The sequence below is a fragment of the Duganella sp. P38 genome, assembly GCF_050859475.1.
GTDB lineage: Bacteria > Pseudomonadota > Gammaproteobacteria > Burkholderiales > Burkholderiaceae_D > Rugamonas.
The window spans coordinates 2,049,176-2,070,276 of sequence record NZ_CP193936.1 but is presented as its reverse complement, the minus strand read 5'-3'; the positions used below and the strand labels follow the sequence as shown (position 1 = coordinate 2,070,276).

Below are 21,101 nucleotides of genomic sequence, written 5' to 3'. Positions count from 1 at the left end.
AAACCTGATGTCCGAAGCACAAGTAATCGCAGCAGATCAAGAACCGGGCCTCCCCACTTTCAAAGTACGCGTGCTGCTGGTCGACGACCAGTTGATCATCGTCGAAGCGGTGCGGCGCATGCTGAGCGACCAGCCGGATATCGAATTCCACTATGTGACCGACGCCACCAGGTCGCTGGAGACGGCGCTGCAACTGCAGCCGACGGTGATCCTGCAGGACCTGGTGATGCCGGCCATCGACGGCTTCGGCCAGATCGCCCAGTACCGCGCCGAGGAAAGCCTGCGCCACGTGCCGGTGATCGTGCTGTCGGCCAAGGAAGACCCGAAGCTGAAGGCGCACAGCTTCGGCACCGGCGCCAACGACTACATGGTCAAGCTGCCCGACAAGCTGGAACTGCTGGCGCGGGTGCGCTACCACTCCGGCGCCCACATCAGCCGCCTGCAGCGCGACCAGGCCTTCCGCTTCCTGCGCGAGAGCCAGAAGCAGCTGGCCGACGCCAACATCGAACTGCAAAAGCTGGCCGCGCTCGACGGCCTGACCGGCATTGCCAACCGCCGCCGCTTCGACGACACCATGCGCATCGAATGGCAGCGCGGCCAGCGCGACAAGAAGCCATTGACGCTGCTGATGTGCGACGTCGATTTCTTCAAACTGTATAACGACAGCTTCGGCCACCTCGCCGGCGATTTGTGCCTGAAGAAGGTGGCGGCTGTCCTCACTGAACACCTCAAGCGCCCGGCCGACCTGGCCGCGCGCTACGGCGGCGAGGAATTCGCCATTATCCTGCCGGAGACACCGCTGACTGGAGCCATGATCGTGGCCGAGTCGTGCCGCCGCCACCTGGAGCAGCTCGCGATTGAAAATCCGCAGGCAACCACGGAACTGTCCTGCGTGACCATGTCGATCGGCGTGGCCAGCGTGGTGCCGTCGCCGGCGTCGTCGGCCGAAGAGCTGATCCGGCAAGCCGACCGTGCCCTGTACGCCGCGAAAAGCGGTGGCCGCAACCGCGTCGTCAGCGCGGAAAGCGTGGCCGGTCCCACCTCATCGAACTAAGGAAAACAGCAGCATGCGTGCTCAAATCGATCAAGTCAGCGTCGTTAAAAAATCGAATATCTACTTTGGCGGCAAATGCGTGTCGCACACCGTCATCCTGGCCGACGGCAGCAAGAAGACGCTGGGCGTCATCTTCCCATCGAGCCTGACCTTCAACACCGATGCGCCGGAGATCATGGAAATCACCAGCGGCGTGTGCAAGGTGCGCTTCGACGGCGCCAGCGAATGGCAAACCTTCGGCGCCGGCCAGCAGTTCAAGGTGGCGGGCAACAGCAAGTTCGATATCGAAACGGTGGAAATCCTCGATTACGTTTGCCATTTCGGCTAAACTGAAAAGCAGACCAAGGTCTTGCTGCCGCTCAGCCAAGCCACGTCATTCCCGCGAAAGCGGGAATCCATGCCGCGTCTGCCATCGGGCGCTCCATGGGTTCGCGCCTGCGCGGGAACGACGGTGCTTGATTGTTGAGCGGCCAAGGGCTGCTTTTTTACGGCTATGAACATACCTTCACACAAGCTACTCGCGATCATCGAAGCCCAGGTGCAGCTGGTCGGCCTGGGCAATGACCTCAGCGCGGTCATGGACGCCGCCTCGGCCAAGGCGGTGGAACTGACGGGCGCCGATGGCGCTGTGGTCGAACTGTTGGAGGACGACTCCATCGTCTACCGCTCCGCCAGCGGCATCGCCGAGGCGCAGCTCGGCCTGCGCATGCCGGTGGCGAACAGCCTGTCGGGCCGCGTGCTCACCAGCCGCACCCCGGCGCTGTGCAGCGACAGCGAAACCGACGACCGCGTCAACCGCGAGGCCTGCCGCAAGGTCGGTCTGCGGGCGATGGTGATTGTGCCGCTGATCGCCGGCGATGAAGCCATCGCCGTTATGAAGCTGGTGTGGAAGGAGCCGCGCGCGTTCAATGACAGCGAGGAACAGATCGCCGCGCTGCTGGCGAACATGACGGCGATGCTGATGCAGCGCGCCACGCAGGAAGGCCCGAATGTGCTGCGGCAGCGCATGACCATGGATGAAGCCAGCGGCACCGCCAACCGTTCCTTCTTCTACGAACAGCTGCAGGCCAGGCTGGCCGGCAGCGCGCACCTGGGCGTGGCGGTGGTGCGCATTCACGGCATCGACTCGCTGCCGGAAGCGCTGGCCGATATCTCACGCCGCATCGAGCGCGAATGCCGCGCCGGCGACCTGGTGGCGCGCATCGGGCACGACGAATTCGCTGTGATCCTCAACATGGCCTCGCGGCGTTCGATCGTCACCAGCCAGCTGCATCGCATCAGCCTGTCGGTGACGGGCGAACCGTTGCCCGGCATCAGCGACGCCGCCTTGCGCGCCGCCTGCCACACCGGCAGCTCGCTGTATCCGGAAGACGCGCGCACCGCGATCGAGCTGGTCCAGGCCGCCCGCCCCTGACCCGTCATTCCCGCGCAGGCGGGAATCCATAGAACGGCAGCGCAGCCTCAGCATGGATTCCCGCCTGCGCGGCGGTCCGCCGCTGCGGAATGACGGGGGTTAGACGAACACCGGCTCCGGCTCCAGCAGCACACCAAAGCGCGCCTGCACATCGGCCTGAATCGCGCGCGCCAGCGCCACCACATCCGCCCCGGTCGCGCCGCCGTTATTCACCAGCACCAGCGCCTGCTTCGAATAGACACCAGCCGCGCCGAGATTCCTGCCCTTCCACCCGCACTGATCGATCAACCAGCCCGCCGCCAGCTTCTCCGTGCCGTCCGCCTGCGCGTGATGCACCAGATTCGGGAAGCGTTCCAGCAGCGCCGCGCATTGCGCCTCCGGCACCACGGGATTCTTGAAGAAGCTGCCGGCATTGCCGATCACCGCCGGGTCGGGCAGCTTGCGGCGGCGGATGGCAATCACCGCGTCGGCCACCTGGCGCGGCGTTGGCTGCGCCGCCATGCCCGGCTCCGCCGCCAGCTCGGCGTAGCGCAGATTGGGCGTCCATTGCTTCGGCAACGCGAAGGTCACGTCGAGAATGATCAGATGGCGGCCTTCGTGTTTGAACACGCTGTCGCGGTAGCCGAAGCGGCACGCCGCGCCATCCATCACGCGCGTCTCGCCGGTCGCCGGATCGAACACCGTCACGCTATGGAAAACGTCCTTGATTTCCAGCCCGTATGCGCCGATATTCTGGATCGGCGCGGCGCCGACGGTGCCGGGAATCAGCGACAGGTTTTCCAGCCCCCGAGCCCCTGCGCGATCGTCCACTGCACGAACGCATGCCAGTTTTCGCCGGCCGCCGCACGCACGAAGTGCTGCTGTTCATTGCCACCGACCAGCTCTTTCCCCTCCAGGCCGATATGCAAAACCATGCCATCGAAATCGCCCGTCAGCAGCACATTCGAGCCGCCGCCCAGAATCAGCTTCGGCAAAGTAAGCCAAGCGCCATCAGCATAAAAGCCGAGCAGTTGCTCTTTTTTGGTCACACGCAAATACGCGCGGGCCGTTGCGGCGATGCCGAAAGTATTCAGGGATTGCAGCGAAAATTGATGTAGAACAGGAATCGGCGAGGACATGAGGGGAATAAGCAAAAAATTTGATCGATTATAGAGCCAAACAAGTAAAAAACCAGCGCCGATATGGCGGCGAATCGCCGGTTGTCCGTTAAAATGGCAGTCTTTGATGCGGCGAGATTCTGGTCGCCGCGTGCCACACGAAAAAGGAAATAGTTATGCCGTCGTTTGATGTAGTTTTGGAAGCCGATATGATCGAAGTGAAGAATGCCGTCGAGCAATCTCAAAAGGAGATCGGCACGCGCTTTGACTTCAAGGGCACCGGCGCCGCCGTCGAACAGAAAGAACGCGAACTGACCGTGACCGCCGATTCCGATTTCCAGCTGCAACAAGTGCGTGATGTGCTGATCGGCAAACTGGGCAAGCGCAAGGTCGACGTGCGCTTCCTCGAAGACGGCGACATCAAGAAAATTGGCGGCGACAAAGTGCGCCAGGTTATCAAGGTCAAGAACGGTATCGAGTCCGATGCCGCCAAGAAAATCGTGCGCATCATCAAGGACAGCAAGATGAAGGTGCAGGCGGCGATCCAGGGCGAGTCGGTGCGCGTCACCGGCGCCAAGCGCGACGACCTGCAGGCGGCCATGGCGCTGCTGCGCAAGGAAGCGACCGACCTGCCGCTGGAATTCAACAACTTCCGCGACTAATACTCGTCCGCCGCGCGCGGCGGTTCTGCATGCCGCGCCCGTCATCTAGCTGTAGTACACATGGAGTAGAATAAATCGGCGCTCCGATTGTGCGTACTGCCGCGCGACCGCAAATAACCTCGGTAGTCTAAGGATAGCAATGAAACGTGTTGATGATTTCCGCCTGCGATTTGGCAATGAAGAATATGTGCCCATCATGATCGGCGGAATGGGTGTCGATATCTCGACCTCTGAACTGGCACTGGAAGCGGCCCGCCTGGGCGGCATCGGCCACATTTCCGATGCCATGGTGGAAGACGTGTCCGACCGCAAGTTCGATACCAGCTTCGTCAAGGACAAGACCAGGCTCTACAAGCACAACATCAACAATATGGACAAGTCCATTGTCCAGTTCGACCTGGAGCGCCTGGCCGAAGCGCAGCGCCTGCACATCGGCGCCACCATGAAGGCCAAGCAAGGCCCTGGCCTGATCTTCGTCAACTGCATGGAAAAGCTGACCATGAACGGCCCGCGCGAAACGTTGCGCACCCGTTTGAACGCGGCGCTGGACGCCGGCATCGACGGCATCACCTTGTCGGCCGGCCTGCACTTCGGCTCGTTCGCGCTGATGGCCGACCACCCGCGCTTCCGCGAAGCCAAGCTGGGCATCATCGTCTCGTCGGTGCGCGCGCTGCAAATCTTCCTGCGCAAGAACGCCAAGCTGAACCGCCTGCCGGACTTCGTCATCGTCGAAGGCCCGCTGGCCGGCGGCCACCTCGGCTTCGGCCTGGAGGACTGGAAGGACTACGACCTGATGACCATCACCAAGGAGCTGCTGGCCTACTTCAAGGAAGAGAAGCTGGACATTCCGCTGATCGCCGCCGGCGGCATCTTCACCGGTTCGGACGCGGTCAGCTTCCTGGAAGCGGGCGCGGCCGGGGTGCAGGTGGCCACGCGCTTCACCGTCACCAAGGAATGCGGCCTGCCGGACAAGGTCAAGCAGGAATACTTCAAGGCATCGGAAGAAGACGTGATCGTCAACGGCGTGTCGCCGACCGGCTACCCGATGCGCATGCTGAAGAACACGCCGGCGATCGGTTCCGGCATCCGTCCGGGCTGCGAATCCTACGGCTACCTGCTGGACGCCAACGGCAACTGCGCCTACATCAACTCGTATAACCGCGAGGTGGAAGCGCATCCTGAACAGAAGAACGTGGTGGTGATGGACAAGACCTGCCTGTGCACCCACATGCGCAACTTCAACTGCTGGACCTGCGGCCACTACACCTACAAGCTGAAGGATACGTCGTTCAGGAAGGCTGACGGCGAGTACCAGTTGCTGACCGCGGAGCATGTGTTCAAGGACTACCAGTTCAGCGTTGACAACCAGATCGCGATGCCCGAACGCGAAGCGTAACACCTCGTCCCCCGTCATTCCCGCGAAGGCGGGAATCCATAGCGCCAGCGAATAGCCAACTCAGCATGGATTCCCGCCTCCGCGGGAATGACGGGGTATCTCAGCCATCGGAATTGATCCGGTGGATCAAAGCTCCCAACACTTCCTCCGCCCGTTCATTATCCACCTGGCAGGTGCCGGCATTCTCATGCCCGCCACCGCCGTATTCCAGCATCAGCGCGCCGATATTGGTTTTAGACGTGCGGTTAAGAATCGATTTACCGGTGGCAAACACGGTATTCTGGTTCTTCAGCCCCCACAGCACGTGGATCGAGATATTCGTCTCAGGGAATAGCGCGTAAACGATGAAGCGGTTGCCGGCAAAGATGATCTCCTCATCGCGCAGGTCCAGCACCACCAGGTTCTTGTGCACGGTGGCGCAGCGGCGGATCTGGTCCTTGCACTTCTCGGCGTGCTCGAAATACAGTTCCTTGCGCTCCTTCACGTCCGGCAGCTCCATGATCTGCCCGATCGTATGGTCCTTGCAGTAATCGATGAGGTCCATCATCAGGTTGTAGTTGGAGATGCGGAACTCGCGGAAGCGGCCCAGGCCGGTACGCGCGTCCATCAGGAAGTTCAGCAAGTCCCAGCCTTCCGGATTCAACACTTCCTGCTCGTTGAAGCGTGCTGCGTCGCCCTTGTCGACCGCCGCCATCATCTCGTTCCACGAGGCCGGGAATGCTTTCAGGCCGCCGTAATAGTCGTACACAACGCGCGCGGCCGACGGCGCCTCAGGATGAATCACATGGTTCTTGCGTTCGCCGGTGTTGCGGATGGTTTCGGACAGGTGGTGGTCAAAGGCCAGGTGCGCGCCAGCCACATACGGCAAATTGGTAGTGATGTCACGGTCGGTGATCGTGATTTTTCCGTCCTGCATGTCCTTCGGGTGAACGAACAGGATCTCGTCGATCATGTCCAGATGCTTCAACAGCACGGCGCAAACCAGGCCGTCAAAATCGCTACGGGTAACCAGACGATATTTCTTCGCTTCAGACATGGATCGCACCTCTCGTAGGTTGAACAGGGCCGCCGCATGGCGATCACCCATCATACAACCGGAAGTGCTGTAAACGCAAAAAGGCCCGGTCACAGACCGGGCCTTCTCACTTAATAACTAGCTTGACGATAACCTACTTTCACACTGGTTGCAGCACTATCATCGGCGTAGAGTCGTTTCACGGTCCTGTTCGGGATGGGAAGGGGTGGGACCGACTTACTATGGTCATCAAGCTTTGACTGGGAACAATCGGGAAGAAGTAAGGTGTGATGGGTCCCCGCCTTCGCGGGGACGACGATGCGTCGTCGTTCCCGCGCAGGCGGGAACCCAATTTCGTTTTATCAGAGTAGCACTCACCATCATAGTAAATGCGTATAACCGTCAAGGTTATAGGGACAAGCCGTACGGGCAATTAGTATCAGTTAGCTTAATGCATTACTGCACTTCCACACCTGACCTATCAACGTCCTGGTCTCGAACGACCCTTCAAAGAGCTCAAGGCTCTGGGAAATCTCATCTTAAGGCAAGTTTCCCGCTTAGATGCTTTCAGCGGTTATCTCTTCCAGACTTAGCTACCCGGCAATGCCACTGGCGTGACAACCGGTACACCAGAGGTCTGTCCACTCCGGTCCTCTCGTACTAGGAGCAGCCCCCTTCAAATTTCCAACGCCCACGGCAGATAGGGACCAAACTGTCTCACGACGTTTTAAACCCAGCTCACGTACCACTTTAAATGGCGAACAGCCATACCCTTGGGACCGGCTACAGCCCCAGGATGTGATGAGCCGACATCGAGGTGCCAAACTCCCCGTCGATATGAACTCTTGGGAGGAATCAGCCTGTTATCCCCAGAGTACCTTTTATCCGTTGAGCGATGGCCCTTCCATACAGAACCACCGGATCACTATGTCCTACTTTCGTACCTGCTCGACTTGTCGGTCTCGCAGTTAAGCACGCTTATGCCATTGCACTATTAGCACGATGTCCGACCGTACCTAGCGTACCTTCGAACTCCTCCGTTACACTTTAGGAGGAGACCGCCCCAGTCAAACTGCCTACCATGCACTGTCCCCGACCCGGATAACGGGCCAAGGTTAGAACCTCAAATGAACCAGGGTGGTATTTCAAGGATGGCTCCATAGGAACTGGCGTCCCTACTTCAAAGCCTCCCACCTATCCTACACAGATTGATTCAAAGTCCAATGCAAAGCTACAGTAAAGGTTCATGGGGTCTTTCCGTCTAGCCGCGGGTAGATTGCATCATCACAAACACTTCAACTTCGCTGAGTCTCGGGAGGAGACAGTGTGGCCATCGTTACGCCATTCGTGCAGGTCGGAACTTACCCGACAAGGAATTTCGCTACCTTAGGACCGTTATAGTTACGGCCGCCGTTTACTGGGACTTCAATCAAGAGCTTGCACCCCATCATTTAATCTTCCAGCACCGGGCAGGCGTCACACCCTATACGTCCACTTTCGTGTTTGCAGAGTGCTGTGTTTTTATTAAACAGTCGCAGCCACCATTTTATTGCAACCTTTTCGCCCTATCACAGTAAAGTGACCAAGCTACCGAGGCGTACCTTTTCCCGAAGTTACGGTACCAATTTGCCGAGTTCCTTCTCCCGAGTTCTCTCAAGCGCCTTAGAATACTCATCTCGCCCACCTGTGTCGGTTTGCGGTACGGTCTCGTATGACTGAAGCTTAGAGGCTTTTCTTGGAACCACTTCCGATTGCTACGTGAACAAGTTCACTCGTCCCACTCCCTTGAATTACGTGCCCGGATTTGCCTAAGCACCTTCTATGAAGCAGAAACTGACTATTCCAACAGTCAGACAACCTTCCGCGATCCGTCCCCCCATCGCATCATACGACGGTGCAGGAATATTAACCTGCTTCCCATCAGCTACGCATCTCTGCCTCGCCTTAGGGGCCGACTCACCCTGCTCCGATGAACGTTGAACAGGAAACCTTGGGCTTACGGCGTGGGGGCTTTTCACCCCCATTATCGCTACTCATGTCAGCATTCGCACTTCTGATACCTCCAGCATCCTTTACAAGACACCTTCGCAGGCTTACAGAACGCTCTCCTACCATATCCTTGCGGATATCCGCAGCTTCGGTGACTGGCTTAGCCCCGTTACATCTTCCGCGCAGGACGACTCGATCAGTGAGCTATTACGCTTTCTTTAAATGATGGCTGCTTCTAAGCCAACATCCTGACTGTTTTAGCCTTCCCACTTCGTTTTCCACTTAGCCAATCTTTGGGACCTTAGCTGGCGGTCTGGGTTGTTTCCCTCTTGACGCCGGACGTTAGCACCCGACGTCTGTCTCCCAAGCTCGCACTCATCGGTATTCGGAGTTTGCAATGGTTTGGTAAGTCGCGATGACCCCCTAGCCATAACAGTGCTCTACCCCCGATGGTGATACTTGAGGCACTACCTAAATAGTTTTCGGAGAGAACCAGCTATTTCCAAGTTTGTTTAGCCTTTCACCCCTACCCACAGCTCATCCCCTAATTTTTCAACATTAGTGGGTTCGGACCTCCAGTGCGTGTTACCGCACCTTCATCCTGGCCATGAGTAGATCACTTGGTTTCGGGTCTACACCCAGCGACTATCGCCCTGTTCGGACTCGATTTCTCTACGGCTTCCCTATCCGGTTAACCTTGCCACTGAATGTAAGTCGCTGACCCATTATACAAAAGGTACGCAGTCACCCCTTGCGAGGCTCCTACTGTTTGTATGCACACGGTTTCAGGATCTATTTCACTCCCCTCCCGGGGTTCTTTTCGCCTTTCCCTCACGGTACTGGTTCACTATCGGTCGATTACGAGTATTTAGCCTTGGAGGATGGTCCCCCCATCTTCAGACAGGATTTCTCGTGTCCCGCCCTACTTGTCGTACGCTTAGTACCACCGGTCTGATTTCGTGTACGGGGCTATCACCCGCTATGGCTGCCATTTCCAGAGCATTCCACTATCAGTCCGACTATCACGTACAGGCTCTTCCCATTTCGCTCGCCACTACTTTGGGAATCTCGGTTGATTTATTTTCCTGCAGCTACTTAGATGTTTCAGTTCGCCGCGTTCGCTTCACACACCTATGTATTCAGTGGGTGATGACCCAGAGGGCCGGGTTTCCCCATTCGGAAATCTGCGGATCAAAGCTTGTTTGCTAGCTCCCCGCAGCTTATCGCAAGCTACTACGTCCTTCATCGCCTGTAATCGCCAAGGCATCCGCCATGTGCACTTATTCACTTGTCCCTATAACCTTGACGGCTATAGTTCTAAGCATTTACTACTATTGTGATGATGAGTTTTACTACCCTAAGTGTGTATTTCTACACGCTTAAATAAAACTTTACTTCTTCCAGATTGTTAAAGAACGGTACTACTTTTACCTAAACACTGCTGCTTACGTAAAAACAGTAAGTGGTGGAGGATGACGGGATCGAACCGACGACCCCCTGCTTGCAAAGCAGGTGCTCTCCCAGCTGAGCTAATCCCCCAATGTCTTGGTGGGTCTGGTTGGGCTCGAACCAACGACCCCCGCGTTATCAACACGGTGCTCTAACCAGCTGAGCTACAGACCCTATGCTGTTCTCTAATCTCTTACAGTCGATAAGTGTGAGCGCTTAATGAAGCAAACTCTAGAAAGGAGGTGATCCAGCCGCACCTTCCGATACGGCTACCTTGTTACGACTTCACCCCAGTCACGAATCCTACCGTGGTAAGCGCCCTCCTTGCGGTTAAGCTACCTACTTCTGGTAAAACCCGCTCCCATGGTGTGACGGGCGGTGTGTACAAGACCCGGGAACGTATTCACCGCGACATGCTGATCCGCGATTACTAGCGATTCCAACTTCATGCAGTCGAGTTGCAGACTACAATCCGGACTACGATACACTTTCTGGGATTAGCTCCCCCTCGCGGGTTGGCGGCCCTCTGTATGTACCATTGTATGACGTGTGAAGCCCTACCCATAAGGGCCATGAGGACTTGACGTCATCCCCACCTTCCTCCGGTTTGTCACCGGCAGTCTCATTAGAGTGCTCTTGCGTAGCAACTAATGACAAGGGTTGCGCTCGTTGCGGGACTTAACCCAACATCTCACGACACGAGCTGACGACAGCCATGCAGCACCTGTGTAATGGTTCCCTTTCGGGCACTCCTCAATCTCTCAAGGATTCCATCCATGTCAAGGGTAGGTAAGGTTTTTCGCGTTGCATCGAATTAATCCACATCATCCACCGCTTGTGCGGGTCCCCGTCAATTCCTTTGAGTTTTAATCTTGCGACCGTACTCCCCAGGCGGTCTACTTCACGCGTTAGCTGCGTTACCAAGTCAATTAAGACCCGACAACTAGTAGACATCGTTTAGGGCGTGGACTACCAGGGTATCTAATCCTGTTTGCTCCCCACGCTTTCGTGCATGAGCGTCAGTTTTGACCCAGGGGGCTGCCTTCGCCATCGGTGTTCCTCCACATATCTACGCATTTCACTGCTACACGTGGAATTCTACCCCCTCTGCCAAACTCTAGCCTTGCAGTCACCAATGCCATTCCCAGGTTGAGCCCGGGGATTTCACATCAGTCTTACAAAACCGCCTGCGCACGCTTTACGCCCAGTAATTCCGATTAACGCTTGCACCCTACGTATTACCGCGGCTGCTGGCACGTAGTTAGCCGGTGCTTATTCTTCAGGTACCGTCATGAGCCGCAGATATTAGCCGCAGCCTTTTCTTCCCTGACAAAAGAGCTTTACAACCCGAAGGCCTTCTTCACTCACGCGGCATTGCTGGATCAGGGTTGCCCCCATTGTCCAAAATTCCCCACTGCTGCCTCCCGTAGGAGTCTGGACCGTGTCTCAGTTCCAGTGTGGCTGGTCGTCCTCTCAGACCAGCTACTGATCGATGCCTTGGTGGGCCTTTACCCCACCAACTAGCTAATCAGATATCGGCCGCTCCACGAGCATGAGGCCGCCAAGGCGGTCCCCCACTTTCTCCCTTAGGACGTATGCGGTATTAGCGTAACTTTCGCTACGTTATCCCCCACTCCTGGGTACGTTCCGATATATTACTCACCCGTTCGCCACTCGCCACCAGAGCAAGCTCCGTGCTGCCGTTCGACTTGCATGTGTAAGGCATGCCGCCAGCGTTCAATCTGAGCCAGGATCAAACTCTTTAGTTTAATCTCTGTTTGATGGTCATTGCTGACCATGGTTCGCTCACTCAAAATACTGACAGTATTACTACTGTGTTATTTCTTGTTGAGCATTTAATGCTTTTTGTTGCAGCATCAAACGCCCACATTTATCGACTGTAAATTCTTAAAGATCCGTGTTGCTGCTGTTGAAGCGTTGTGTTCATCAGCACAGAAGCGAGATTATGAAGCACTTGATTTATCTCGTCAACCCCTCGCTTTCTTCGTTTCGCTTTTCAGCGTCTGCGTTGTCTTGCGAGGGACAGAACTATAGCAAGCGGAATTCACTTTGGCAAGTGGCTACCGCGCAAATACCTTCCCGGTCGTTTTTCTACGTCATTCCCGCGCAGGCGGGAATCCATGCTGAGTGTCAGCCAGCGCGGCCGGTGGATGCTGTCTATGGATTCCCGCCTTCGCGGGAATGACTACCGTCCAGGCGCCGTTTTTTGCAGACTGTCGCACGCGCATGGCGCTTAGCGGCATCGCTCGTTACACTTGCATCATGTTAAGAGTGAAAGCCGTTCATGTTTCCTACGCCTAAAGTGCAAGACACCCTGAAGACTGCCGCCAGCATGCTGCATCGCGGCTTTGACGCCGTCGCCACCTGGGTCACCCAGCTGTCATGGTGGAAATTCCTGGTGTTTGCGATCCTGATGCTGATCGCCGGCTCCATCCTGCAGGACGAGCTGTTCTCGTCCAATCCGATGCAGGAAGAGATAGAAAACGCGCGCATGAGCAAGCGCAAAGGCAACGATACCAATATCCGCATCGACGACAGCGGGATCCACTTCAGCCAGCGCGGCAAAATCCGCAAGAATACCGAAGAGGCCGACCCGAGCGCCGGCTCGGAAGCCCCGGCGGCGCCGGAAACACCGGAAACGCCCGAAGTGCCGGCCGCCGCCGAGGCGCCGGAAGCGCCCGCCACCCCGGCCAAGTCCGGCAAAGCCGGCGCCGCCTCCATCCCGTCCCTGCCCTCGCTGCCGGGCGAAGAGGTGCACATCGACCTGCCGCCGCAGATCGGCGAGGAGCTGTCCAACGCAATTGAAGAGGCGGTCGACGATGCAGCCGAGCAAAAGGTGGCGCGCTACCACGGCCAGGCTTCGACCTGGTTCAAGAGTTTCATCACGCTGCTGGTGCTGGCCCTGTTCGGCACCAAGGCGCTGATGGGCGGCAAGAAACGCGCCGAAGCCGAAACCCAGACTGCCAACGCCGCCGCCGAGCGCGAATCCATGCAGCGCCAGCTGAGCGAAGCCAAGATGCAGATGATGCAGGCGCAAGTCGAGCCGCACTTCCTGTTCAACACGCTGGCCTCGGTCGAGCACCTGATCGAAACCGACCCGCCGCGCGCCTCGGCCATGCAGCGCAGCCTGATCAAATACCTGCGCGCGGTGCTGCCGCAGATGCGCGACACCGCGCTGATCACCAACCTGGGCCGCGAAGCCGATATGGTCGAAGCCTACCTGAATCTGCTCAAAATGCGCATGGAAGAGCGCCTGACCGTCGATTTCGACATCCCCGAAGGCCTGCGCACCGCCGCCTTCCCGCCGATGATGTTGCAGTCGATGGTGGAAAACGCCATCAAGCACGGCCTCGAAGGCAAGCCGGAGGGCGGCACGCTGAAGGTGCGCGCCGACGTCGCCCACAACAAGCTGCGCGTGATCGTCGCCGACGACGGCCTCGGCTTCGGCGCCAAGCCGAGCGACGGTACCGGCCTGGGTCTGTCGAACATCCGCGAGCGCCTGAAGCTGCTGCATGGCGACCAGGGCCAGTTGCTTATCGCCGCCAACAGCCCGAGCGGCGTGATCTGCACCATCGAAGTGCCCTACGCGTTGGCGAAAAAATCAAGTTGATTGCTTATTACTGCAATTCGATGAATAATAATTTAAACAACCTTACACACCCGCACCATGCCTACAGCAATCATTGCAGATGACGAACGTTTAATGCGCGACCAATTGCGCATGCGCCTGGCCCAGGTCTGGCCTGAGCTCGACATTATCGGCGAAGCCAAAAATGGCGACGAAGCCATCGAACTGGTCGACCAGCTCAAGCCGGACTTCACCTTCCTCGACATCCGCATGCCGGGCAAGACCGGCATGGAAGCGGCCAGCGTCATCGGCAACAAGAGCAATATCGTGTTCGTCACCGCCTACGACGCCTACGCGGTGGAAGCGTTCGAGCGCGGCGCCATCGACTATGTGCTGAAACCGCCCGAGCCGGAGCGCCTGCAAATCACCGTCGACCGCCTCAAGGCCCGGCTGGACAAGCCGGCCAGCGCCGCCCCCGACATCAGCTCGACCGTGACCGCCATGCTGGCCCAGCTCAGCGAGAAGATCGCCGCGCCCAAGCCGGCCCACCTGCAATGGATTCAGGCCAGCATCGGCCAGGACCTGCGCATGATTCCGGTCGAGGAAATCCTGTTCTTCCGCTCCGACGAGAAGTACACCTGCGTGCAGACTGAAAAATACGAAGCACTGATCCGCAAGCCGGTGCGCGACCTGGCCGACGAACTGGACCCGGCGCTGTTCTGGCAGATCCACCGCGCCACGCTGGTCAATGTCAACGCCATCGAAGGCGTGACGCGCGATATCCGCGGCCGCCACCTGGTGATGATCAAGGGCCGCAACGACAAGCTGGAAGTGAGCCGCAGCTTCCTGCATCTGTTCAAGCAGATGTAGATCAAATTACCTCATCCGCTTCCGGTTTAGTGTGATTCCACGCGGCCCTCGGCCGCAAGGAGTCGCCCATGAGCCGCCTCACCTCCTCCGTGCTGCCACTTTTGGCGCTGGCCCTGACCAGCCGCCTGTCCTGGCGCATGGGCTGGTCCTGCGCCCACAGCGCATCGGCCGCCAAGCGCAGCCGCGGCATCATCCAGCACGCCACCGACGCCATCATCTCCACCGACGAGCAGCAGCATATCCTGCAGGTCAACCCGTCCGCCGCCGCCATGTTCGGCACCACGGTGCGGGCAATGCAGGGCGCGCCCTTGCACCACTACATCCCGCGCGACCAGCGCCAGCACAGCGACAACGGCGCCGCGCAGTATTTCGGCGACACCGGCATCCGTATGCGCATGAAAGGACGGCGCACCAGCGACTACGCGGTGACCGGCCTCAAGGCCAGCGGCCAGCACTTCCCGCTGGAAGGCACGATTTCCTCGCTAAGCGAAAATGGCGGACGCATCTACACCATCATTCTGCGCGACATTACCGAGCGCAAGCAGGTGCAGGAACAGCTGGAACAGTCGTATTCGCAGCTGCGCGAGCTGTCGGCGGCCCTGCAGACCATCCGCGAGGAGGAACGCAAGCACATCGCACGCGAGCTGCACGACGATCTCGGCCAGTTGCTGGCGACGTTGCGCGGCGACCTGGCGCTGCTGCAACGCCAGGGCGGCAACAGCGCCGCCGCGCGCAAGCTGCAGGCCGGCATGGATGAGCTGCTGATGTCGGCCATCAGCTCGCTGCGACGCATCGCCGGCAACCTGCGGCCGCGCGCGCTCGATGAAGGCGGTTTGTATTTTGCGCTGGAAAGCCTGCGCCATGAGTTCGTCGAGCGCAACAATATTGCGTCGACGCTGGACGCCAGTGAGGAGGAGCTGATACTGGATGACGTCTACAGCACCGCCATCTTCCGCATCGTGCAGGAGGCGCTGACCAACATCGCCCGCCACGCGGAAGCGCGCAAGGTGGCGCTGTCACTGTATCGCAAGGATACGACCCTGCACGTGACGATACATGATGACGGCCGCGGTATCGCCGAAAAGGATATGGACAAGGCATCGTCCTTCGGCCTGATCGGGATGCGCGAGCGCGTCTGGGCACTGCACGGCGATATCGCCATCGTCAGCGACGGCGGCACGCGGATCATGATCCGCCTGCCGCTGCCGCCGCCGGAAACCGCCTAAGCCCGCTTAGAAGGCGTGACGGATGCCGACGTTGAAGGCCTTGTCGCCGCTACCAGCTTCGTTGTTGTTACCAACGGTGTAGCCGGCGCCGTTCTTGTTCTTGATCTTGGCGTAGGTAACATAGGCGCCGGTACGCTTCGACAGCGAGTACAGGTAGCCCAGCGCGAACTGGTTGGCGTCCTGGTTGTTGGCGGTCTTGTCGTCCTTGCGGATGTACGAGGTCATGAAGTAGCCGTTGCCCGCAGGGATCTGCGCGCCGATCAGGATGTCGTTGCTGTCGGTGCTGGCTTTAGGCGCGACGGCGTAGCCGTAGGCGTTGGCCACCGGGATCTGGGCGCTGTTCACACCCTTGTCGGCGCTGTACGCGAAGTAGACCTTGATGGCCTTGAAGTCGTAGTTGGCGGCGAACATGGTGTTGCGGCCGGTGTCCTGGTTTTTAGCCGGGGTGGCGCCGACTGCGGCGGTGTCGTTGTTCTTGTTGTTGTACACCAGGCGCGCGTTCAGCGGGCCTTGGGCGTAGTTCAGGCCGAAGCCGAACTGGCGGCCGGCGGTCGAGCTGCCGGCTTGCTCGCCCAGCGCGTACAGGGCTTCGGCGCTGAAGCCGCCCATGGTTGGGGTGGCGTAGACAATGGCGTTGCTCACGCGGGTGTTGGCGCCAGCCGATGGGAACAGATTCTTGATCGAACCGGCGTAGCCTGCGCCGAACGGGTCGGCGACCTGGCTTTGCGCGTTGTACAGCATGGTGTACTGGCGGCCGATGGTGATCTGGCCGGCGTCTTTGGATTTCAGGCCAACGAAGGCTTGACGGTTGAAGATCGAGTTGGCGGTGTCCAGCGAGCCGTCGTCGGCCTTAAAGCCGGTTTCCAGTTGGAAGATCGCCGACAGGCCGTTGCCCAGGTCTTCCGTGCCACGGAAGCCCAGACGCGATTGACCGCCGATACCGCTGGTGACCTTGGTCACGGAGCCATTCACGCCGCCGCGCTCGCTGACGATGCCGGCGTCCACCAGGCCGTAGATCGTGACGTTCGATTGCGCTTGGGCTTGTGCAGCGAAGCCGCCGATGATCAGTGCTGCCAGAGTAAGTTTTTTCACTTGATATTCTCTACTTTAGGTTGAAGAAGGTCTGCGTGTTGAATCCACGGCGGGAATCATGCCTATCAATTACTTCAACAATGTGACAACACTAATTTGTTGTAAATCAGCATCACCCAGCGTCATTCCCGCGCAGGCGGGAATCCATGGAACGCTGGCTAATCAAACTCGGAATGGGCTCCCGCCTGCGCGGGAGCGACGTAAAAAAGCCGCGTGAAACGCGGCTTGAGGATTTACTTCAGGCGGCAACTCAACAGGTAATAATATTCCAGCCGCTCGGTGCGGAACTGCTTGGTATGGGCGGCGAAGCGCTTGCGCAGCGTGCTGTCAGTCAGGTAATTCTTCATGATCTCGTAACGCTGGCCATCGTCCGCAGTGACGATCTGGTAGGTATTGCCCTCGGCGTCGGTACGGGCAATCACAGTCGAATTGCCATCGACATAACACTCATCCAGCAGCACCAGCAGCACATCCTTGCCCAGCTTGGCGCGCAAGGTCTTCAGGTATTTCTCGTGCTGCTCGCGCGGCACATGCGCCCACAGGCCGGCGGCGAACACGGCGGTGTACTGCCCTTCCAGGCCGTCCGGCAGGTTGAAGGCATCCATCTGTTCGAAGGTGACGATATCTTCATCGAGGCCACGGGACGCGGCCAGGTCCAGCATTTCCTGCGAAATATCGGTGGCGTGCACCGACTCGGCCACTTCCGAAATCAGGTCGGTCCAGTAAGCCGTGCCGCAAGCCAGTTCCAGCACCTTGTGGTCCTGGAACAGCTCGGCGATCATTTCCTGCAAATCATCAAGGTCGTCGAAGCGCGCTTCCTGGGCGTAGACCTGGTCATAGTTGTCCGCGTTGACGGCGTAATATTGTGTCAACTGGTTGGTAATCATGTTGATGCTTTCTTTATAGTTCGTAGTTGTCTTTTTCACCGCTCATGGCCTGCTCGATCAACTTGCGGTTGAGCGTGGGCGCCAGCAGTTCGATAAACGTGTAGATATAGCTGCGCAGGTAAGCGCCCTGCTTGACCGCCACCCGCGACACGTTCATGCCGAACAGGTGGCCCACCGGGATGGCGCGCAGGTTCTTGTCGCGCTCGGCGTCGAAGGCCATGCCCGCAATGATACCAATCCCCATGCCCAACTCCACGTAAGTCTTGATGACGTCGGCGTCGATGGCTTCCAGCAGCACGTCCAGCTTCAGCCCGCGCAGCGAAAACGCGTGGTCGATCTTGCTGCGGCCGGCAAAGGCGCCATCATACGTGATGATCGGGAAAGCCGCGATCTCTTCCAGCGTCGGCTGCTTGACGCGCAGCAGCGCGTGATCGGGCGGCACCACCACCACGTGCTCCCATTGGTAACATGGCAGCGTGACCAGGCCGGTGACGCCGGCGATGGATTCGGTGGCGATGCACAGGTCGGCCTGGTCGCGCTGCACCATCTCGGCGATCTGTTGCGGATTTCCTTGCAGCAAAGACAATCTTACCTTTGGGAATTTCACCATAAAGGCCTGCACCACCTTGGGCAAGGTGTAGCGCGCCTGCGTGTGGGTGGTGGCGATGGTGAAACTGCCGCTGTCCTGCGCCGCGTATTCCTTGCCGATGCGCTTGAGGCTGTCGATCTCCTGCATGATCAGCTCCACCGATTGCAGTACCAGCCGCCCCGGCTCGGTCAGGCCGCGGATGCGCTTGCCGTGGCGGGTGAAGATGTCGACCCCCAGCTCTTCTTCCAGTTCGATAATGGCTTTGGACACGCCCGGCTGCGAGGTGAACAGCGCCTTGGCGGCATCGGTCAAATTGTAATTCTGGCGTACCGCTTCGCGCACGAAGCGCAATTGATGAAGGTTCATTGCAGGTCTTGGCCCATCTTAAAATTATTAGCGTCCATGCTTATGCCCAATCCTTATATAAGCAAATAAAGACTAAGTCGTATGGAATAAAGACGAAGTTTATTACTATTAGCGCTAGTTTGGGGAACCAGCGACTATCCAGGAAGAATATTCATGTATCAATACGACCAGTATGACCACCTCATTGTGCGCGAGCGCATCGCCCAGTACCGCGACCAGGTGCGCCGCCGCCTCTCCGATGAGCTGACCGAAGCCGAATTCCTGCCGTTGCGCCTGCAAAACGGCCTGTACATGCAGCGGCACGCCTACATGCTGCGCATCGCCGTGCCATACGGCTTGCTTGCAAGCAAGCAAATGCGCATGTTCGCCCACATCGCGCGCAAGTATGACCGTGGCTATGGTCACTTCACCACCCGTCAAAACATCCAGTTTAACTGGATTGAGCTGGAACAGACCCCCGATATTTTGACCGACCTGGCCTCGGTGGAGATGCACGCCATCCAGACCTCCGGCAACTGCATCCGCAACACCACGTCCGACCCGTATGCCGGCGTCGCCGCCGACGAGATCATCGATCCGCGCCCTTACGCCGAGGTGCTGCGCCAGTGGTCGACCTTCCACCCGGAATTCATCGCGCTGCCGCGCAAATTCAAGGTGGCGATCAACGGCGCAGTCGAGGACCGCGCGGCCATCGCCATCCACGACATCGGCCTGACCGTGGTGCGCAACGACGCCGGCGAAATCGGCTTCAAGTTCATGGCCGGCGGCGGCATGGGCCGCACGCCGATCATCGGCAGCGTGATCCGCGAATTCCTGCCGTGGCAGCATCTGCTGACCTACACCGAAGCCGTAATGCGCGTGTATAACCAGCACGGCCGCCGCGACAACAAGTACAAGGCGCGCATCAAGATCCTGCTCAAAGCCCTCGGCGTCGAGGAATTCACGCGCCAGGTGGAACAGGAATGGGCCGACCTGAAAGACGGCCCGGAAACGCTGACCGTCGAAGAGATGCAGCGCATCATCGACTACTTCCAGCCGCCGGCCTACAAGCAGCTCGACGACACCGACGTGGTGGCCGCGCAGCCGGGCAACAAGGCCTTTGCCAACTGGGTGAGCCGCAACGTCAAGCCGCACAAGCAGCCCGGTTACGCCGTCGTGGTGCTGTCGCTGAAAAAGACCGGCGTGCCGCCGGGCGACGCCACCGCCGAGCAGATGGACTTCATGGCCGACCTGGCGGACCGCTACAGCTACGGCGAACTGCGCGTCACCCACGAACAGAACGTGGTGCTGGCCGACGTCGAGCAGTCGCAGTTGCTCGCGCTGTGGCAGGAAGCCAAGGCGCACGGCCTGGCGACGCCGAACATCGGCCTGCTGAACGACATGATCTGCTGCCCCGGCGGCGACTTCTGCTCGCTGGCCAACGCCAAGTCGATCCCGATCGCCGCCGCCATTGCCGAGCGCTTCGACAATATCGACTTCCAGCACGACATCGGCGAGATCGAGCTGAATATCTCCGGCTGCATCAACGCCTGCGGCCACCACCACGTCGGCAGCATCGGCGTGCTGGGCGTCGACAAGGATGGCAGCGAATGGTATCAGGTGTCGATTGGCGGCGCGCAGGGCAATAACGCCGCCATCGGCAAGATCATCGGCCCATCGTTCTCCGCGCTGCAAATGCCGGAAGTGATCGACCGCCTGCTCAAGGTTTACCTGCGCGAGCGTTTTGAAGACGAATCGTTTGCCGCCTGTGTCCAGCGCATCGGCGTCGCACCGTTCAAGGAATTTGTGTACGCCACGCCGATCGCAGAAAAAGCGGCCGCCTGGTTGGAGAGGATGAATATGTCTAAGCATTTGATTATCAAGGGTCGCCAGGTAGTGGAAGATGACTGGCAGGTGCTGCGCCTGGCCGAACCGGTCGAGGGCGCGCCGCCGCACGACCCTTCCACCGTCGCCGTCCCGGAAGGTAAGTTCATCGTGCCACTGAGCCTGTGGCTGGCGCAGCGCGAGGTGCTGGCGGCGCGCACCGCCGCCGGCGAAATCGCCGTGTGGATCGCCTCCGACGAGCGCCCGGAAACGCTGAAAGGCCTGCTGGACCAGTTCCCGCTGATCGCCGTCGATTTCCCGAAGTTCACCGATGGCCGCGGCTATTCGATCGCCTACAACCTGCGCACGCGCCTGGGCTGGACCGGCGAACTGCGCGCCATCGGCGACGTGCTGCGCGACCAGCTGTTCTCGATGCAGCGCGTGGGCTTTGACGCCTACGCGGTGCGCGCCGACCGCGACGTGCATGATGCGCTGAAAGGCCTGTCCGACTTCTCCGAAACCTACCAGGCTTCGGTCGACCAGAAAGTGCCGCTGTTCCGCCGTCACGCGCGCCCCGCCCCCGCCGGCGTTTGACTGGAGCTT

13 protein-coding genes, 2 tRNA genes, 3 rRNA genes and 2 pseudogenes are annotated in these 21,101 nt (G+C 59.0%); 10 read left to right on the top strand and 10 right to left on the bottom strand.

Annotation, left to right across the window (positions count from 1 at the left end):
- Positions 1–7 precede the first annotated feature (7 nt).
- From ACRQ5J_RS09480 to ACRQ5J_RS09470, 3 genes are all read left to right on the top strand, one after another.
- Positions 8–1,054, top strand: coding sequence for a diguanylate cyclase (locus ACRQ5J_RS09480; protein WP_432382871.1), 1,047 nt, complete (start codon positions 8–10; stop codon positions 1,052–1,054).
- 13 nt (positions 1,055–1,067) lie between these two features.
- Complete coding sequence (locus ACRQ5J_RS09475) at positions 1,068–1,382, top strand: pyrimidine/purine nucleoside phosphorylase (protein ID WP_432382869.1); 315 nt, start codon at positions 1,068–1,070, stop codon at positions 1,380–1,382.
- Between the two features lie 165 nt (positions 1,383–1,547).
- Positions 1,548–2,468 (top strand): sensor domain-containing diguanylate cyclase, encoded by a 921-nt coding sequence (locus ACRQ5J_RS09470; RefSeq protein ID WP_432382867.1) that lies wholly within the window; start codon positions 1,548–1,550, stop codon positions 2,466–2,468.
- Between the two features lie 99 nt (positions 2,469–2,567).
- Here ACRQ5J_RS09470 and murB read toward each other — a convergent pair.
- Positions 2,568–3,586: pseudogene (gene murB / locus ACRQ5J_RS09465) on the bottom strand (UDP-N-acetylmuramate dehydrogenase).
- 155 nt (positions 3,587–3,741) lie between these two features.
- On the opposite strand from murB, the gene ACRQ5J_RS09460 reads away from it, so the two are divergent.
- On the top strand, positions 3,742–4,227 hold the full coding sequence (locus tag ACRQ5J_RS09460) for a YajQ family cyclic di-GMP-binding protein (protein WP_432382865.1): 486 nt from the start codon (positions 3,742–3,744) through the stop codon (positions 4,225–4,227).
- Between the two features lie 139 nt (positions 4,228–4,366).
- The gene (locus ACRQ5J_RS09455; RefSeq protein WP_432382863.1) at positions 4,367–5,623 is read left to right on the top strand and encodes a nitronate monooxygenase; all 1,257 of its coding nucleotides are present in this window, start codon (positions 4,367–4,369) and stop codon (positions 5,621–5,623) included.
- A 100-nt stretch (positions 5,624–5,723) separates the two neighbouring features.
- Here the strand turns inward: ACRQ5J_RS09455 and ACRQ5J_RS09450 are convergent, their stop codons facing one another.
- From ACRQ5J_RS09450 to ACRQ5J_RS09425, 6 genes are all read right to left on the bottom strand, one after another.
- A complete protein-coding gene (locus ACRQ5J_RS09450) occupies positions 5,724–6,659 on the bottom strand; it encodes an exopolyphosphatase (protein ID WP_432382861.1) in 936 nt (311 codons plus the stop codon).
- Positions 6,660–6,779: 120 nt separating this feature from the next.
- Positions 6,780–6,892: ribosomal RNA gene (rrf, locus tag ACRQ5J_RS09445) — 5S ribosomal RNA — on the bottom strand.
- A gap of 158 nt (positions 6,893–7,050) precedes the next feature.
- Positions 7,051–9,921, bottom strand: a 23S ribosomal RNA gene (locus ACRQ5J_RS09440).
- Positions 9,922–10,090: 169 nt separating this feature from the next.
- Positions 10,091–10,166, bottom strand: a tRNA-Ala gene (locus ACRQ5J_RS09435).
- A 7-nt stretch (positions 10,167–10,173) separates the two neighbouring features.
- Positions 10,174–10,250 (bottom strand) — tRNA-Ile (locus tag ACRQ5J_RS09430).
- Positions 10,251–10,311: 61 nt separating this feature from the next.
- A 16S ribosomal RNA gene (locus tag ACRQ5J_RS09425) occupies positions 10,312–11,845 on the bottom strand.
- The 16S, 23S and 5S rRNA genes sit together here with 2 tRNA genes alongside, the layout of an rRNA operon.
- Before the next feature lie 536 nt (positions 11,846–12,381).
- Between ACRQ5J_RS09425 and ACRQ5J_RS09420 the strand changes: the two genes are divergently transcribed.
- From ACRQ5J_RS09420 to ACRQ5J_RS09410, 3 genes are all read left to right on the top strand, one after another.
- The gene (locus ACRQ5J_RS09420; protein WP_432382859.1) at positions 12,382–13,707 is read left to right on the top strand and encodes a sensor histidine kinase; all 1,326 of its coding nucleotides are present in this window, start codon (positions 12,382–12,384) and stop codon (positions 13,705–13,707) included.
- 57 nt (positions 13,708–13,764) lie between these two features.
- Positions 13,765–14,535 (top strand): LytR/AlgR family response regulator transcription factor, encoded by a 771-nt coding sequence (locus ACRQ5J_RS09415; RefSeq protein WP_432382857.1) that lies wholly within the window; start codon positions 13,765–13,767, stop codon positions 14,533–14,535.
- A 68-nt stretch (positions 14,536–14,603) separates the two neighbouring features.
- Entirely contained in the window at positions 14,604–15,761 is a 1,158-nt protein-coding gene (locus ACRQ5J_RS09410) for a PAS domain S-box protein (RefSeq protein WP_432382855.1), read from the top strand.
- 6 nt (positions 15,762–15,767) lie between these two features.
- Here the strand turns inward: ACRQ5J_RS09410 and ACRQ5J_RS09405 are convergent, their stop codons facing one another.
- From ACRQ5J_RS09405 to ACRQ5J_RS09395, 3 genes are all read right to left on the bottom strand, one after another.
- Positions 15,768–16,853, bottom strand: a complete 1,086-nt coding sequence (locus tag ACRQ5J_RS09405; protein ID WP_432382854.1) for a porin — start codon at positions 16,851–16,853, stop codon at positions 15,768–15,770.
- Between the two features lie 233 nt (positions 16,854–17,086).
- Entirely contained in the window at positions 17,087–17,740 is a 654-nt protein-coding gene (locus ACRQ5J_RS09400) for a methyltransferase domain-containing protein (protein WP_432382853.1), read from the bottom strand.
- A gap of 13 nt (positions 17,741–17,753) precedes the next feature.
- Complete coding sequence (locus ACRQ5J_RS09395) at positions 17,754–18,695, bottom strand: CysB family HTH-type transcriptional regulator (RefSeq protein ID WP_432382851.1); 942 nt, start codon at positions 18,693–18,695, stop codon at positions 17,754–17,756.
- Positions 18,696–18,848: 153 nt separating this feature from the next.
- Here ACRQ5J_RS09395 and ACRQ5J_RS09390 point away from each other — a divergent pair.
- Positions 18,849–20,542 (top strand): annotated as a pseudogene (locus tag ACRQ5J_RS09390) (nitrite/sulfite reductase).
- On the top strand, positions 20,529–21,092 hold the full coding sequence (locus tag ACRQ5J_RS09385; RefSeq protein WP_432382850.1) for a DUF934 domain-containing protein: 564 nt from the start codon (positions 20,529–20,531) through the stop codon (positions 21,090–21,092). Before ACRQ5J_RS09390 ends, ACRQ5J_RS09385 begins: the two are co-directional and overlap by 14 nt.
- Positions 21,093–21,101 lie beyond the last annotated feature (9 nt).